Origin of the sequence: Prevotella lacticifex (assembly GCF_019973375.1) — a bacterium.
GTDB classification, from domain to species: Bacteria; Bacteroidota; Bacteroidia; order Bacteroidales; family Bacteroidaceae; genus Prevotella; species Prevotella lacticifex.
Genome location: NZ_BPTV01000001.1, coordinates 550928 through 567363 on the forward strand (window position 1 = coordinate 550928; position 16436 = coordinate 567363).

The window sequence follows — 16436 nt, forward strand, 5'->3', positions numbered from 1 at the left end:
CCCCGTATAGTTTCGTTTTCGTTATTTCACTACAATCTTCCGGCCGCCGTTGATGTATACTCCTTTGGCTTTCGGACTGCTAACGCGCTGACCCTGAAGATTATACCAAATGTTGGAAGTTTGGCTCTTGGCCCCCTCTGTCGTGACCTTCTCTACTGCTGACGGCGTGCTGTTGAGGAAACGCTGCATCTCGAACATCGCCGCGAGCGGCTTTCCCGTATTCTGCGTGTAGAGCGATGCGTTCCACCACGCCTTCAACGCCGGGTCCTTGTCGGCCCAAAACTCGTTATCTTCGGGCATCCACCAGAAGAGTCCGGTCACCTTCGGGTGCTTGTTGAGCTCGTCGACGAGGTCGGCGGCAAACTGCCTCTGTCCTTCCTCCGACAGCTCCCAGCCAAGTTGCGAGGGACTGTAGGTGTTTCCTATCTGCCATTGTGCCTCATATCCCGTCTCCACAACCATTATATCCTTGTCGGCATGCTGCGTCTCGAGCTTGTTGAGCACACTGCGTAAGTTCTTCAGCGGACCGTGCCAGTCGGGGTAGTAGCTGAAACCGATGATGTCGTAGTCGACCTGCGAGCCGATGGTATTATAGAATGTAGGCACATTATTTGCCCTGCTCATCTCCGTCTGAAGCACGATTTTAGCGTCCGGACACACCTCGCGGCATGCTTTTACGCCGGCTTTGAGATACTTAATGAAGTTGGCCCATGTGCCGCCGCCGTATCCGGCTCCCGATGGATAGCAGTGTCCTGTAGGCCAGAGCATTCCGTACGTGATCTCGTTGCCGGGCTGGATGAAGTCGGGCTTTGCCCCGTTGGCGATGAGATGGTTGAGCACCCGCCGCGTGTAGTTGTACACGCTGTCGGCGAGGACCGTCGGGTTGTCAGAGTTCCACGATGCCGGTGTGGAGTGTTTTCCCGGGTCCGTCCATGTGTCGCTATAGTGGAAGTCGAGCATGAAGGCATATCCCGCGTCCTTGATGCGCTTGCCGAGTTTCGTTACGTAGTCGAGGTCCTGGAGTACCCCCTCGCCTTTGTCACTCTCGCTGGCCTTCGACGGGTCGACGAAGATGCGCACCCTGAGCGCGTTCCACTTTGCGCTGTCGGCCCAGTACTGTAGCGGCTGCACCTGATTATTGTTGCCCTGCCGGCCGAGATAGCGCACACCGTGCTCCTCGTAGGTGGGGAGGAGGGAGATGTCGCCGCCGACATATTTTTGCGCTTTTGCACTGATGCATAGTGCAAAGAGTGCAAGGATGAGTGTTTTTGCCTTGATTCCTCTCATGATTTCAGTTGAATGGTAAAAGTCGATGTATTTGTTATTGGATATTTCTGTTTTAGTATTGTGATGTAATTGTGCCGCAAAATTACATCATTTCGTTCGCACAGACAAAAATAATCGGTAAAAAAACAAAAAAGGGGGCAATCACTTGTCCCCTTTTCCCCAAACTTACTAAAACCTAATAACAATCTTGTGTCTGAATAACCTATCTAATAACTATCTTTTTCCCGTTATGTATGTAGAGCCCTTTCTGCGTGGGCTTATTGCTGAATCGTGTTCCTGAGATTGAGTACCAAGCTTCCGACGTGCCGTCGGGTGTCCGTGTGACGGTGCTGATGCCATTGGTGTTTTCGATTACGTTGCCGTAGACCTCTGACAGTCCGTAGTAGTTGCCGTTCTTGAAAGTCATGTCGTCCTGTTGCGGCGAGCCGCTGTTGGCCGAGAAGATGATGTATGTCGGAACGGAGGCTGTAGCTCCTGATGCCGAGACGTAGCTGCGGTCCCATGTCCACTTGTACACCTTGTTGCCCTTCGTTGTCGTGCCGAGATAGGTGCAGGTCTTGCCCGGCCATTTATTACCGGTGTAGTTGCCCTTGCTGTCCCATGCCCAGCAGTTTATCTTCGATACGTTGCCCCATGTCGAGGGAACCTCGAAGAAGGCGCATACCTCGCCGTCGGCAACGGTGCAGAAGCTCGGAATCTCGTGAGTCTCAGCCGGTTCGTCAGTGATGCTGTTGATACCGGAGATGTCGAGGCCGTCGGAAACATAGTATTTGAAGTTGTCGCCCTCGCAAGCCAATTGATATCCCGTTGTGGGAGCTGTCGAACCGCCGAGGAGGAGCTTCACGTTGCCGTTCTTGCCCTTTACCGTCAGCGTGAATCCACCGTAGGTTGTGCCCGTCTCTGAGGCGTCAATCTCACTGGTGTTCGTCACTCCTGCCAACTTGCGGGCGAGGATACACTTCTTTATAATGGTCTTATACTTCTTCCAGTGCGATATCCACACGCATGGTGTGCCCGGCATGGCGAGGATGAAAGCGTTGGCTGCCGCTACGTTGGCGCGCTGCGGGTCGGCGTTGGATGCCGGTTCGCCAGTGTCGTGGTTGTCGATGAAGGTCACCGCATACTGTGCCCAACTGCTGTTGCCGGCCACTGACGACGAGGCGTAGTTGCTGAGTTTGCTCCAGTCGCCACCGAAAGCACTCTTGATGAGGTACTTCATCGGGAAGTCGAAAGCCGCGCTTGTCTTGCCGGTATTGTATATCCAGCTTTCCACCTTCGATGCCGAGCCGTCCCAGTACTCGCCGACGGAGAATGCCGGCTGGGCGTCCTCGTTGTACAGCTTGGTGTATTTCGGAGCGTAACCCTTCACCATGTCGTAGCGGAAACCCGTGTATCCCATCTCCTCGAGGAGGAAGTGGAGGTACAGTTTGATGTTTTTCTGTACGTTGGCACTCGTGTGGTCGAGGTCGCGGCATCCGTCGAAGTCGTCGCCGGTGTCGGCAGCACCCGTGACATTGTATCCGGCTGCTTTCGTCTTTCCGCCATCATCGTTGCTGCAGATGTCGGCCAACGACCATGTCATCGTGCCGTGGCCCGGCCATGTCTCGGTGGGGAAGTCGCACCAGTTGGTATTTCCGTTCTTGTGGTTGATGACAACGTCGGCGATGGTGCCCAATCCCTTGCTCTTGAAGGTGCTGATCATCGTTTTCAACTGGTCGGCGGTGCCGAAAGCACTCTTCTGGTCGAACCACCAGATGTCGGCATATCCCATCTGATTCGTGAGGCTGTTGCAGTATCCGCTCTGCGGAACCCATACGAGGTCGAAGTACTTTGCCAGCGTGTCGGCCTGCGATGTGAGGTTTGTCCACTGCGTGTCCTGATAGCTGTCCCAGTAGAACGACTGGAACATCACGCCGCCATAGTTGGCTGGCCAACCCGAAAATGATGATGATTGTGCAACAGAGCTGATTGCTATGCAAACGCTTGCGATGAGTGTGAGTATCTTTTTCATAAATAGTTATTTTTCTTAGGTTTACGCTGCAAAGTTAGGAATATCTTTCATCGGTTGTACTCTGGCGATATGAATATTTTGCGATAAGGTGATGCAATCGTTTGCATCGAACTGTTCCGTGGATTTTTTGGCTTCGTTATGATGGCGTTCTTCGTGTGGCTATAAACTGGTTTGAGAATGCACCATTGGCCGTTTCTAAATGTTGCTTGTGCCATATTAGCTTGCAAACTGAAACTCCTCGGAAATGCGAATTATCTTTACACCGTTTCAATACCTACCGTTTGGGCTTCTAAAACGGGCCGTTTCGCATTCTAAAACGGTCCGTTTTGCAAGCTGAAACGGGCCGTTTTGCAATGCAAAATGGCATGTATTGTCAAGCGATTGATTACCAAATACTTACGAAGATGGTTAGAAAGAGAAATCTGTTTGAAATATATTTACATCCCGTTCCGTTGTCCTGCGACCGTCATTTGTCGTTTTTGCCCTTTCGTTTGGCCGTTACAATATGAAAGTACGGTCTTTGACTAAAATCATCAAATTAGGGTTATAACGAAAAAACTGTCCCCCGGTTAGTCCTTTTCACATATTTAATATATACCTTTGCCGCCGAAAATAGAATCAGATTATATTTGGATAACAATTTATTTCAGCAGAAATCATGTTTATAGAGAATATCAATTCACCAGCCGACCTCAAGGGTCTTGGCATCGACGAGCTGAAGACTCTCGCCGAGGAGGTACGCGCCGGCGTCCTCAACCGCGTCAGCACTCATGGTGGCCATGTGGGTCCGAACCTCGGATTCGTTGAGGCTACCGTAGCCCTCCACTATGTTTTCGACAGTCCGAAGGATAAGTTCATCTTTGATGTCAGCCACCAGAGCTATCCCCACAAGATGCTCACTGGCCGCAAGGAGGGATTCCTCGACGCCTCGCTGATGGACCGCATATCGGGCTACAGCTCGCCGTTAGAGTCGCCGGAGTACGATAACTTCGAGGTGGGACACACATCAACGTCGATAGCTCTGGCCAGCGGACTGATGAAAGCACGCGACATTAGCAAGCAGAAGTATAATATCGTGGCTGTCATCGGCGACGGATCGCTCTCTGGCGGTGAGGCCTTCGAGGGCCTGGACACCGTGGCCGAGATTGGCACCGGCATCGTTATCGTCGTCAACGACAACGAAATGTCGATAGCCGAGAACCATGGCGGCATCTACCGCAACCTCAAACTCCTCCGTGAGACGGGTGGAAAGGCAGAGCTGAACTTCTTCAAGGCTCTCGGATTTGAGTACCAGTACCTCGAGGACGGCAACGACGTCGCCAAGCTCATCGAGGTCTTCAAGGGCGTGAAGAATACGAAGGTGCCTGTCGTTGTGCACATCCACACCGAGAAAGGCCATGGCTACAAGCCTGCTACCGAGGATAAGGAGGCATGGCACTGGAACTTCCCGTTCGACGTAAAGACCGGAAACATCAAGAACCCGGAGAAGTTTGAGGGCGAGAACTACAACGAGCTGCTCGGTCAGTACCTCAGCAAGAAAGTCAAGGAGGACCCGAAACTCGTCGTCGTGGCAGCTGCAGTGCCGGCAAGCTTCGGCTTCGACAAGAAGCGCCGTCGTGCCGCTGGAAAGCAATATATAGATGTCGGCATAGCCGAGGAGGAGGCTGTGGCCCTCGCGTCGGGCATGGCCAAGGGTGGTGCCCACCCCGTATTCTCCACCTATGCCACATTCCTGCAGCGCACCTACGACCAGCTGGCTCAGGACCTTGCCGTCAACGGCAATCCGGCAGTAATCAATGTTATGGGTGCAAGTATCTACGGCATGAACGACTTCACGCACATCTGCTTCTTCGATATACCGATGCTGGCGCACATCCCGAACCTCGTCTACCTCGCACCGACAACGTGGGAGGAGTTCGAAGCTATGGAAAACTGGGCCATCGCGCAGGAGAAGTACTCCGTGGCTATCCGGGTGCCGGCAGGAAAGGTGCAGCACGACACCACAACAGAGTATGATACCGACTACAGCGACATCAATAAGTATAAGATGGTAAAGAAGGGAATGAAGATTGCTGTCATCGCTGCCGGCAACTTCTATCAGAAAGGCCGCAACCTCGTCGACGCCCTCGATGCCAAGGAGAATATCCAGGCAACGCTTATCAACCCGCGCTATCTCTCGGGAATCGACGAGCAGATGCTTCACGACCTGCAGTTCTCGCATCAGGTGGTGGTCACTCTCGAGGACGGATGTCTTGACGGTGGATTCGGCGAGCGCATCGCACGCTACTATGGTCCTACGCAGGTGAAGGTGCTGAACTTCGGTATCAGCAAGCAACTCTACGACCGTTACGACGTCAACAAGCTCATCGAGGACAATAATCTCACTGATGATCAGATATTTACCGAGGTTATGCGTAATCTCGTATAATACGTTTCTTGTCGCCGGAGGTGACGACAAAGAAGTGTAAAACGAAAGCAGGGCTGGATTCCACAGTGGAAATCCAGCCCTGTTTCCGTTTTCTGCCGGTGGTGGTCAGTATAGGAGGACGAGTCCGGCGACGGCGGCATAGAGAATCATGCGGATGGGATTGACTTTTATCCACATCGTGCCGACGAAAGTGGCGGCAAAGAGGAAGATGCTGATGATGAACTGCCACATATTTATATTAGGTGTGGAGAAGTTCTCGCCGTTGCACAGCAGCAGTGTGGCAGCACCCAAGAGGCCGACGACGGCGGGGCGTAGACCGGAGAATACCGACTGTACAATCTTCGTGTTCATATACTTCATGAACATCTTACTGATGAGAATCATGAGGATAAGGGACGGCAGGACGAGGGCAAAGGTCGAGACGGCACTGCCGAGAACCGACATCCACATGCTGAAACCGTCGTTGCGGGCGGCCACGTAGCCGCAGTAGGTGGCGGTGTTGATGCCCACCGGACCCGGCGTCATCTGGCTGATAGCCACGATATTGGTGAATTCGGCGGTCGTGAGCCAGTGGTGATGGAATACGGTCTCGGTCTGGATGAGCGACAGCATGCCGTATCCGCCACCGAATCCGAAGAGTCCGATGATGAAAAAGGTGTAGAAAAGACTTACGAAGATCATTTTGCCATCCTCCCATACAGCCAGCCACCGATGCCGGCGGCAATGATTATCCATATCGGGTTGACCCCGCAGAGCCATATCAGGAGCGCCGAAACGATGGGAATCCAAGCGTTCCGCCAGTTGATACCCGTGCGGCGCGCGAGGTTGAAGGTAGGAACGGCGATGAGAGCCACCACTGCCGGCCGGATGCCGCGGAACATGGCGGCTATCCATGGAATGTCCATGAACTGGTGGAAGAACATCGCGATGAGCAGAATGATGAGAAACGACGGCAGACAGGCTCCAAGGCACGTGACGATGGCTCCCCGCGTCTTGCGCAGCTTGTAGCCTATGAAGATGCTGATGTTGGCCGCGAACACACCGGGACAGGTCTGGGCAACGGCTATGAGGTCGGTGAATAGCTTCTCGTCTATCCACTTCCGTTTTTCAACCACCTCATTCTCGATGATCGGTATCATAGCGTAGCCACCGCCAAGGGTGAACGCTCCAATCTTGAAAAATGTGGTAAAAGCCTGCCAATAGAAACTCATAATTGTCTGAAAGAAATCTCCTTCCACAACTGACTTGTGGAAGGAGATTGGTTATTGTTACTTCATTGTTTTTTCAATCCATTTGCGCGCATTGACGAAAGCCTCAATCCAAGGAGTGACATCGTCATCAATGTGGTCGTGAGGATACCATGCCTGCTGCCATGGGAAGATGGCGCGCTCGAGGTGAGGCATCATCGCTAAGTGGCGGCCGTCGGCAGAGCAGATGCCGGCAACGTTGTAGTCGGAGCCGTTAGGATTGCCCGGATACTCGGCATAGTTGTACTTCGCGATGACATTGTAGTGGTCCTCGGGCTCCGGCAGGTAGAAACGGCCTTCGCCGTGAGCCACCCACAGACCGAGCTTGTCGCCGCTCAGCGAGCCGAACATCACGCTGTTGTTCTGAGGAATGGTTACGCCGAGGAAGCTGGACTCAAACTTCCGGCTGACATTGTGGGTCAGATGAGCGCGGTGAGTGTGGTCGGGATTGATGAGGTTGAGCTCAATCATCAGCTGACAACCGTTGCAGATACCGAGGCTGAGGGTATCCTCGCGGCTGTAGAACTTGTCGAGGGCCTCCTTGGCCTTGGGGTTGTAGAGGAACGCTCCTGCCCATCCCTTGGCCGAGCCGAGAACGTCGGAGTTGGAGAATCCACCGCAGAAGACAATCATATTGATGTCCTCAAGGGTCTCACGGCCGCTGATGAGGTCGGTCATCATAACGTCCTTAACGTCGAATCCGGCCAGATAGAGGCTGTAAGCCATCTCGCGCTCACCGTTCGTTCCCTTCTCGCGGATGATGGCGGCCTTAACTCCTGACGGCTTGCGGCGGTCGGGACTGATGCCGTAACTCTTGAAACTGCCCTTGAACGAAGGATGGAACTTCATCTCGATAGGCTGCTTCTTGTAGTTCAGGAAACGCTTGCGGGCCATGCCGTTGAAGCTCTGCTTCTCGTCGAGGAGGTAGGACGTCTTATACCATACGTCGCGAAGAGCGTCGATGTCGAAACTGTGCTCGTAGCCGTAGTTGACGACCGTTATCTCGCGACTCGACGGTACGGGGTAGCCAATCTTGGCAAATCCCACTCCAGCCTCGTCGAGGAACTTCTTCAACTCGTCCTTATGCTTGTCGCTAACCTGGATAACGACACCCGGATTCTCCGCAAACAGGGTCTTGATTATATCCGTTGAGTCGAGATCGTGGAGGTTTACGTTGATGCCGCCGTCCGTATTGGCGAAGCACATCTCCAATAATGTGGTGATGAGACCACCTGCCGAGATATCGTGACCGGCCATAATCCATCCACGGTTGACGAGTTCCTGGATGGCATTGAAGCAGTCGACGAAGTAATCGGGGTTCTTCACCGTCGGAACATCGTCGCCAACCTTACCCAGACTCTGCGCAAAGGCCGAGCCGCCGAGGCGCTGGCTGTCGAAGCTGAAGTCGATATGGTAGAGCGAGGAGTTCTTGTCGTTGACGAGGACGGGCGAAACGACCTTGCGGATGTCGCTGACCTCACCACCCGAAGTGACGATAACGGTTCCCGGAGAGATAATCTTCTCACCGTTAGGATACTGCTGGCTCAGCGACAGCGAGTCCTTTCCGGTCGGCACGTTCACGCCGATGGCGATGCAGAAGTCCGAAAGGGCCTTTACGGCAGTATAGAGTCGTGCATCCTCACCTTTCTGGCTGCGGCACGGCCACATCCAGTTTGCCGACAGCGAGAGGCTCTTCATGCCGTCGGCGAGCGGTGCCCAGACGATGTTTGTAAGCGATTCGGCCACCGACATCACCGAGCCCGCAGCCGGATTGGCCAGTCCCACTTGCGGTGCATGGCCTAAGGCGGTGGCGATACCGGCCTTGCCGCGGTAGTCGAGGGCCACAACGCCGCAGTCGCTCAGCGGCAGCTGAATCTGACCCTGACACTGCTGGCGTGCCACCTTACCCGTAACGGAGCGGTCAACCTTATTCGTCAGCCAGTCCTTGCAGGCTACTGCCTCGAGCTGAAGGACGTTGTTGAGATATTCATCGATATTTGCGGGGTCGTATTCCACATTGGCGTAGTGGCGCTCAACGGTCTCGTCCTTCATCACAGTCTTAGGAGTGTGGCCGAACATCTGCGCTACGTCGAGGTCGAACGGACGTTTTCCATCGCCCTGAACGAACGAGAAGTGAGCGTCGCCGGTCGTTTCGCCGACGACATACATCGGAGCACGCTCGCGGTCGGCAATCTTTTTCACGTGGTCGAGGTACTTTTCGTCGATGAGAATGCCCATGCGCTCCTGCGACTCGTTGGCAATTATCTCCTTGGCACTGAGCGTCTTGTCGCCTATTGGCAGCTTTGTCATGTCGATGCTGCCGCCACATTCGCCTACGAGCTCGCTCAGGCAGTTGAGGTGACCGGCCGATCCGTGGTCGTGGATCGAGACAACCGGATTGCTGTCTTCCTCGGTGAGAGCCCTCACAAGGTTATAGTCGCGTTTCTGCATCTCAGGGTTTGCTCTCTGAACGGCGTTGAGTTCGATGCCGTTGCTGTAGCGTCCGGTGTCGACCGACGATACTGATCCGCCGCCGAGACCGATGCGATAGTTGTCGCCACCGACCACAACGACCTTGTTGCCTTTCTGCGGTTCCTTCTTCAGACAGTCGCGCTTGGTGCCGTAACCGACACCTCCTGCAAGCATGATTACCTTGTCGTAAGCGTATTTCTCACCGTTCTCCTGATGTTCGAAGGTCAGCAGTGAACCGGTAATCAGCGGCTGTCCGAACTTGTTTCCGAAGTCGCTGGCTCCGTTGGAGGCCTTGATGAGAATCTGCTCCGGCGACTGGTAGAGCCATTTGCGTACCGGTAGCACATCTTCCCACTTGCGTCCGCCGTCGAGACGGGGGTAGGAAGTCATGTAAACGGCTGTTCCGGCTATCGGCCATGAGCCTGTTCCGCCACCCATACGGTCGCGAATCTCACCTCCTGTGCCCGTAGCGGCTCCGTTGAACGGCTCCACGGTTGTCGGGAAGTTGTGGGTCTCAGCCTTCAGCGAGATTACGCTCTCGATGTCCTTGATGCGGAAGTAGTCGGCTGTCGACTGGTCGGCAGGGGCAAACTGCTCAATAACAGGACCCTGAGCGAACGCTACATTGTCGGCATAAGCAGAGAGAATCTTATTCGGGTGCTCCTTTGTCGTCTTCTTGATGAGATTGAACAGCGACGACTCCATGGGCTTTCCGTCGATAATGAACTGTCCGCCGAAAATCTTGTGGCGGCAGTGCTCGGAGTTGATTTGTGCGAAACCGAATATCTCTGAGTCGGTCAGCGGACGTCCGTTCTCCTTTTCAATCTTGTGGAGATAGGCAATCTCGTCCTCCGACAGGGCAAGACCCTCTTCTTCGTTGTACTTCTCGATGTCGTCGACGTGCTTTATCGGCTCCGGCTCATGGTCGACGGTGAAGATTTTCTGGTCCAGACCGTCATACATGCGTTGCAGCATCGGGTCGTGGTCGGCATCCTTGCTGTCGACGGGGAAGTACTCCTCGATGCGGCTGATGCCCTTGAATCCCATGTTCTGAGTGATTTCAACAGCATTGGTACTCCACGGGGTGATCATCTCGCGGCGTGGACCTACGTAGTAGCCGTCAAGTTTTTCGTCCTTCAGTAGTGTTGCGTCACCATAAAGCCAGCAAAGCTCGCTGACCTCATCGTCTGTCAGTTTGTGGTCGGCCTCAGTGGCGATCACGCTCTTCGACTGTGTTTTGAAGAAAAGAATCATTGCTTATTTATTAAATAGGTGTATATTTATATGTTGCAAAGGTAGTAAAAAACTGAAAAAGAAGGAAGGAAGAACCATAAAAAGTAGAATAAAAAGTAGGATGCCTTCCATATTGTGCAAAGAAAACGCAAAAAGGTAAACAGAAAAGACCTTTGTCCTTATCTGTTTACCTTTCTTATTATAGTACTATTTAAAACGTTCTTTCCTCATTCAGCTTTCCGTCCGTTGTTATTTCTCTTCCGGTGCCTTGTCGATGAGATCCATGAACTGGTCGAGTTTCGGCGTGATGATAATCTGCGTACGGCGGTTGCGCTGCTTGCCAATCTCGGTGTCGTTGCTGACGAGCGGGTTGTACTCACCACGTCCGCCGGCGGTCATACGTTTCGGGTCGACACCGAAGTTATTCTGCAGGTACTGAACCACACTTGACGCGCGGAGAGCCGAGAGGTCCCAGTTGTTGCGAATGTTCTTCATCGACGGAGCGTCCGAGTTGACCGGCACGTTGTCGGTATTGCCCTCTACGAGCACCTCGTAGTCCTTGTAGTCGTTGATGATTTTGGCAATCTTACTGAGCGTTTCCTTAGCGCGGTCGTTGACCTCATAACTTGCTGTCTTGAAAAGCATGTTGTCGGCCAGCGAGATATATACCACACCCTTGAGCACCTGGACGTTGACTTCCTTCATCTCATCCTTCGACAGCGAGCGTGTGAGGTTGTTGGTGAGGACGAGGTTCAGCGAGTCGCTCTTGCTCTTTACCTCCACGAGGTGACGTATGTACTGGTTCGACTCATTGATCTGGTCGACGAGTTTCTCAATATTCACGTTGCTCGATCCTGCGTTCGACAGACTCTTGTCGAGGCTCGACTGCAGTGCGTCGGCATGGCTCTTAGCGGCAGCGAGCTGTTCCTCAAGACTCTTTATGCGCTCGTTGTTGGCTGCGATGGTTGTCTTGGCAGTGTTATAGTCGCTGGTGAGCTGCGCGTTCTCAGTCTGGCAGTTCTGCAATTCTTTCTTACTTGCACATCCGGAGAGGAGAAGAGCTCCTGCCATCAGTGCTACTACAAAAAGGTTCTTCTTCATAACTATTTTACTTCTTGGTTTTCAATTAATACTTTTCCACGTCATTCATGAGTGCGAAAAACTCCATAGCCGTGGAATTTATGTACAATCAAATGCAAAGTTATCATTTTGATTGGAAAATGGTAACTTTGCGCTTGATGTTTATGTTATTTTAACAGGCAGCCTGTCTTTTTTGTTACTTTTCAACTGTTTTATAGGTTTTAACGGTCATTGCGCCGCAGATTCCCTTGACGATGTACGTTCCCGGTCGCAGACCCTTGACCGACTTGCCGTCGGCCACCTTCATTCCGGCCAGATTGTACACCTCGTATCGTGTCGGCTTCGGAGTCTTTTGCTTTGCGCTGATGCCCGTTCCCGTCGGCGGAAGATAGAAGTTGAACGTGCGGGTGTACTGTCCCGCATTGTCGGCATCGGTGGCTGTCACCACGGCTGCGGCCAAAGGCATAGCCTCGCCGGTGCTCCTCTCGAAGTCGACGACACCATTCCCCTTATCGGAATATCTCACATTGCCTTCCGTTCTGATGCTGAACGAAGGCTGATTATTGTATCCGCGGAAATATTCCTTCATGTCTATGGTGACCGTCTCGTGCTCGTTGATTGTGAAGTGGGGGCAGGCCATCCAGTTTAGATAATCCTCAAGATTAGTGTAACCGTCGCCGTCGTCGTCGCCGTTGTTGTCGGCGACCTCCGGATCGGTGCCCACAGCCATCTCCCACCAGTACGGCATGCCGTCGCCATCGTCGTCATAGCCGTCGGGACGGTGCACCTCGGTGAGGCCGAGACCGTCGAAACCCTCACATCCCGTGTCCTCCTCCGAGTCGATGAGTCCTGGTTTGCCGCTGCGGCTGCCCTTTGTCGATACCGTTCCGCTTATCGTCTCGCTGACCATTCTGCGGTCGTGATTGGTCATGAAAGGCTCGTTGGCACCCACATCGGAGAGCACATTCTTATATGCCGCGAGCGCCGTCTCGACCGTAGCCTGACTGTCGAAGAACGGCTCGGCGACGAACGGCTGCCATGTAAGCTTCTGTCCGTGAGAAAGTTCGTAGGCATACGTGTCACCCTCCTTGTCGGTGGTGAGAGCTCCGTTGTCCTTGGCCTGACGGATGTTCCCCTTGACATACGCGCTCTGAGTGCCCTTTCCGGTACCCTCGAGCTGCAGTCGGAGAAGCTTCTTCTGTGTCGTTGCCGGCCCCATCTTGTAGTAGTTGCCCACGAAGTTTATCTCGTGCGACCCACCGTCGGTGGCGCGTCCGCCCCAGTTGTATACCACATTATTAAATATGTCGTGGTGACCGTCGTAGCTGCCCGACGCATCGAGACCACCGCTGATGCTCCAGTTGCGTCCCTCGTTGTGCGCTAAGAGATTATGGTGATAGGAGCCCACCGACAGCGTCGAGAGCATCTCGCCACCGCCGATGGTGGCTGCGAAACCGTGACACTTGCCCGCCTCATAGTTCGGGTGACCGGCCTCGTTGAGTGCTTCCGAGATAAGGGTGCGCTGGAGTGTCACGTTCTGTGCGCTGCGCGATGAGAATGCCTCGTCGATGGTCCACGAGATGGAGCAGTGGTCCATGATGGAGAAGTTGTTGCCGGCCATGCCCATGCCGTCGATACCGTCGACGGTGGTCTCGTACGACGTTCCGGCCTCACTGCCGTAGCTCTCGCCGTTGCGTGTGCCGGGAATGACTCCGTTGACGAGTTTCTTATGGCCGAGACCCATGCGCAGGAACCGTGTCTGTCCGTCGCTGGCCATACCGAAGGGACATGTGGCGAGCATGATGCCCTTGCCTGGTGCCGTCTGTCCCGCTATCGTCACATATTTGTCGGCGCATGTCAGCCTGCTCTTCAGGTGGATGATGCCGCCGACATCGAAGACGATGGTCCGCGGTCCGCTCACCTTCTTTATTCCGTAGCGCAGCGAGCCCTCGACGGGATTACTGTCGTCGCCGTTGTCGGCAAGCGTGGTGACGTGATAGACCACACCGCCACGCCCGCCGATGGCCCAGCGGCCGTAGCCTTCAGCACCGGGGAACGCCAGATGGCGCGGCCGGAACGTCCATGTCGCACCCGTATAAGTATTTCCGTCGATTTCCTCGTCGACGCGCCAGAAGTATGTCAGCTTATGACTGAGACCGTCAACGGTGTAGTTCGGCTGCGTCGTTGTGGCAATTTCGCGCATCGCTGAGGCATCGGTGCCGAAGAAAATGTGATGGCGTGTGGCCCCATTGGCAGCCGTCCACGACAGCGTTGCGTGCCCAGTGTCGGCATCGAAGTGATAATCCTTGTCGGCCGGCGATGGTGTCTGAGCCATCATTCGCGTATTGACCTCGTCGAGGACAATGCCGTTGAGATATACATTCGTGGCCCCGTAAGTCTGACCACTGACTGGAACACTCTTGTAGACGATAACGACATCGGCGCCCGCGGTGGCCTCGACGCTTACGTAGCTCATGCCGGCGTCGGCGGCAGTCTGTGCGTTTGCCGACTGAGCCACACCCGTCTCGACCGTCCGTCCGTTGACGCTCACGTCGATGGGAGCAAGATTCTTGTAGCCGTTAACCCCGTTGTGATAGGCCTGGATGGTATGATGGCCGGCACTGAGACCGCTGATTGTCACCTTCACAGCTACACTCTTGTCGGTGAGTATCGGCGTGTTGCCGTCGGCATCAGCGATGAAAGCGGCCACACCGTCGCCGAGAAGCTTCAGGTCGGCCTTCCCCGACTTGACGTCGGCCTTGCTCCACTGCGGCCGCAACATGTTGGCACCGCCCGCAGCCTCGATAGTGAACGTAATGCCGTCGACAGTCTTCGTGTCGGTGGCTCCGGCCACAGACCATCCGGTGTAGCCGTCCTCGGTGACCTCCGACGGTTGGCGCCCGGCCATGTCGAAGTCGATTTTCTGAGCCTGAACAGTGGCGGTAGCCATCAGCAGACTGCTAAGGAATAGGATTCTCTTCATGCTATACTACTTTATTAATCAGACGATTATCCCCCGGTTTTGTAATAGTAAAACGCCGAAACCTGCATTTTCTTGCCTGCTTTCTCCCGTAAAAATCTCACTGAATCAATTATTTAAGGATGATTCAAGGTCCAAGAATCCAGATAACAAGATACGTAATCTGTTACCCTCCGATTGCATTTCCATTTCTGAAAAATCCTTACACCATTTCAATATGGGCCAAATGGCGTTGCGAAACGGCCTGTTTTGCACGATGAAACGGTCCGTTTTAGAGCCTCAAACGGCCTGTTTTAGAACGCCAAATGGCATGTATTGTCAACTGGCTGGTACTCAGCGATTTACAAACGGGGTAAATTTTGTATTGTGCTTTGAAATAAATTTACATTAAATGCGTGCTGTGTGGTGATGGTATTTCGGTCAGAAAGAATCACATTGTCCCCTCCGCCGAAGAGAAATTCCCTCTTTCCGACCGTAACGAAACAAGGGCATTGGATACGTGATCCAATGCCCTTGTCATATTGTCCGGTCGCGGCCGTAGCGAGAAACCCGTCAGCCGCAGCTGTCGGATGGTCCTGACGGTCAGCGCGAACCGATGAAATCGTTATTTCTGGACGAATTTCTTGCCGTTCTGGATGACCACACCCTTATACGATTTCGTTACCTTCTGTCCTGCGAGATTGTAGATAGGAGCGTTGGCAGCGACCGTTGCGGTGGTGCTGACCTCGCTGATACCTGTTGTTCCGGTGGTGAACTCGTAGCCCTGGAAACCAAACTGCCAGTTGTTTCCGAAGAGCATGTAGGTCTTGTTGGCCTCCACGTTCCATACGAGATAACCCACCTTGCGCTGGTTGGCAATCTCGACGACCTTCTCCTCACCATTGTCGTCGAATGTTCCTGTGTGGAACTGACCTGCGAAACAGTAGTCGGTGATAGGCATCGGCTTCTCATATATCATGTTGCCGGCAGCGTCCTTGACGTTCTGCACCCATCCCTCAGCATGGTAGTCGGTAGCCGGGTCGAGGGCTTTTCCTGTAGCCTTGTCGACGATGTAGAGCTTGCGGCCGCCGCCTTTGTTGGCCCAGAAACCCACCTTCATCTGTCCAGCCACCTTAGGAGTAATCTCGACGAAGAAACCGTGGGTAGGTACGCCCTTCGAACCGTCCGGAGCGTAGTACTTGTAGCCGGTGGTGTTAGTGCCGCCGTTACCGTCGTCGGCACCGATCTCCTGCGATTTCACATACCAGAAGCCCGTTGGGGCATCGTCCTTCATCTGCTCCTCGCCGACGAACATGGTATATGGGACTCCTGATCCATGTACAGCATAGAAGCGCTTGCCTACCTGTGCTCCCGTGGCGTCAACACTGTCGACCATGATATTCTCTGTTTTGTAGGAAGCCTCCGAGTAGTTGGGCCATTGCTCCTGAGTGGGGCAGACGGTGGCCCAGGCTCCGCTCTTCTCTACCTCTATGGGGTTTCCGCTCGAAAGGAAGTGGACTGTGACGTTCGATGTGGGGTTGAGGGTCAGGTCGTTGTTCCATGCTCCATCAGCACCGAACTGTGAGTCGATGGTGCCGTCGGCTGCAACAGCATTCCAACTTTCGGTTTGTGCATTGGCGCTCATAGCCATCAGGGCTACAGCTGCAAGGGTAATAATTCTGTTCATAAGCTTTTTTGGTTTGAATTAGTTATTTTCCT

The 16436-nt window shown here is 53.8% G+C and carries 9 protein-coding genes; 1 reads left to right on the top strand and 8 read right to left on the bottom strand.

Annotated features, from left to right (window positions below; translation table 11 throughout):
* Positions 1-21: 21 nt before the first annotated feature.
* Both LDN30_RS02060 and LDN30_RS02065 read right to left on the bottom strand, forming a co-directional pair.
* Entirely contained in the window at positions 22-1287 is a 1266-nt protein-coding gene (locus LDN30_RS02060) for a glycosyl hydrolase 53 family protein (RefSeq protein WP_223928595.1), read from the bottom strand.
* Positions 1288-1489: 202 nt separating this feature from the next.
* A complete protein-coding gene (locus LDN30_RS02065; protein ID WP_223928596.1) occupies positions 1490-3298 on the bottom strand; it encodes an alpha-amylase family glycosyl hydrolase in 1809 nt (602 codons plus the stop codon).
* 658 nt (positions 3299-3956) lie between these two features.
* On the opposite strand from LDN30_RS02065, the gene LDN30_RS02070 reads away from it, so the two are divergent.
* Positions 3957-5726, top strand: coding sequence for a 1-deoxy-D-xylulose-5-phosphate synthase (locus tag LDN30_RS02070; RefSeq protein ID WP_223928597.1), 1770 nt, complete (start codon positions 3957-3959; stop codon positions 5724-5726).
* Between the two features lie 105 nt (positions 5727-5831).
* Here LDN30_RS02070 and LDN30_RS02075 read toward each other — a convergent pair whose 3' ends face one another.
* The 6 genes from LDN30_RS02075 to LDN30_RS02100 form a co-directional block, all read right to left on the bottom strand.
* Positions 5832-6407 carry a chromate transporter gene (locus LDN30_RS02075; protein WP_223924939.1) on the bottom strand — a complete coding sequence of 192 codons (576 nt, stop codon included), beginning with the start codon at positions 6405-6407 and terminating at the stop codon, positions 5832-5834.
* Complete coding sequence (locus LDN30_RS02080) at positions 6404-6937, bottom strand: chromate transporter (protein WP_223924941.1); 534 nt, start codon at positions 6935-6937, stop codon at positions 6404-6406. The genes LDN30_RS02075 and LDN30_RS02080 overlap by 4 nt, the downstream gene beginning before the upstream one ends.
* 57 nt (positions 6938-6994) lie before the next feature.
* A complete protein-coding gene (purL, locus tag LDN30_RS02085; RefSeq protein ID WP_223928598.1) occupies positions 6995-10699 on the bottom strand; it encodes a phosphoribosylformylglycinamidine synthase in 3705 nt (1234 codons plus the stop codon).
* 228 nt (positions 10700-10927) lie between these two features.
* On the bottom strand, positions 10928-11779 hold the full coding sequence (locus tag LDN30_RS02090; RefSeq protein ID WP_223924945.1) for an OmpA family protein: 852 nt from the start codon (positions 11777-11779) through the stop codon (positions 10928-10930).
* A gap of 175 nt (positions 11780-11954) precedes the next feature.
* Positions 11955-14741 (bottom strand): hypothetical protein, encoded by a 2787-nt coding sequence (locus LDN30_RS02095; protein ID WP_223928599.1) that lies wholly within the window; start codon positions 14739-14741, stop codon positions 11955-11957.
* A 601-nt stretch (positions 14742-15342) separates the two neighbouring features.
* A complete protein-coding gene (locus LDN30_RS02100; RefSeq protein ID WP_223928600.1) occupies positions 15343-16404 on the bottom strand; it encodes a hypothetical protein in 1062 nt (353 codons plus the stop codon).
* Positions 16405-16436 lie beyond the last annotated feature (32 nt).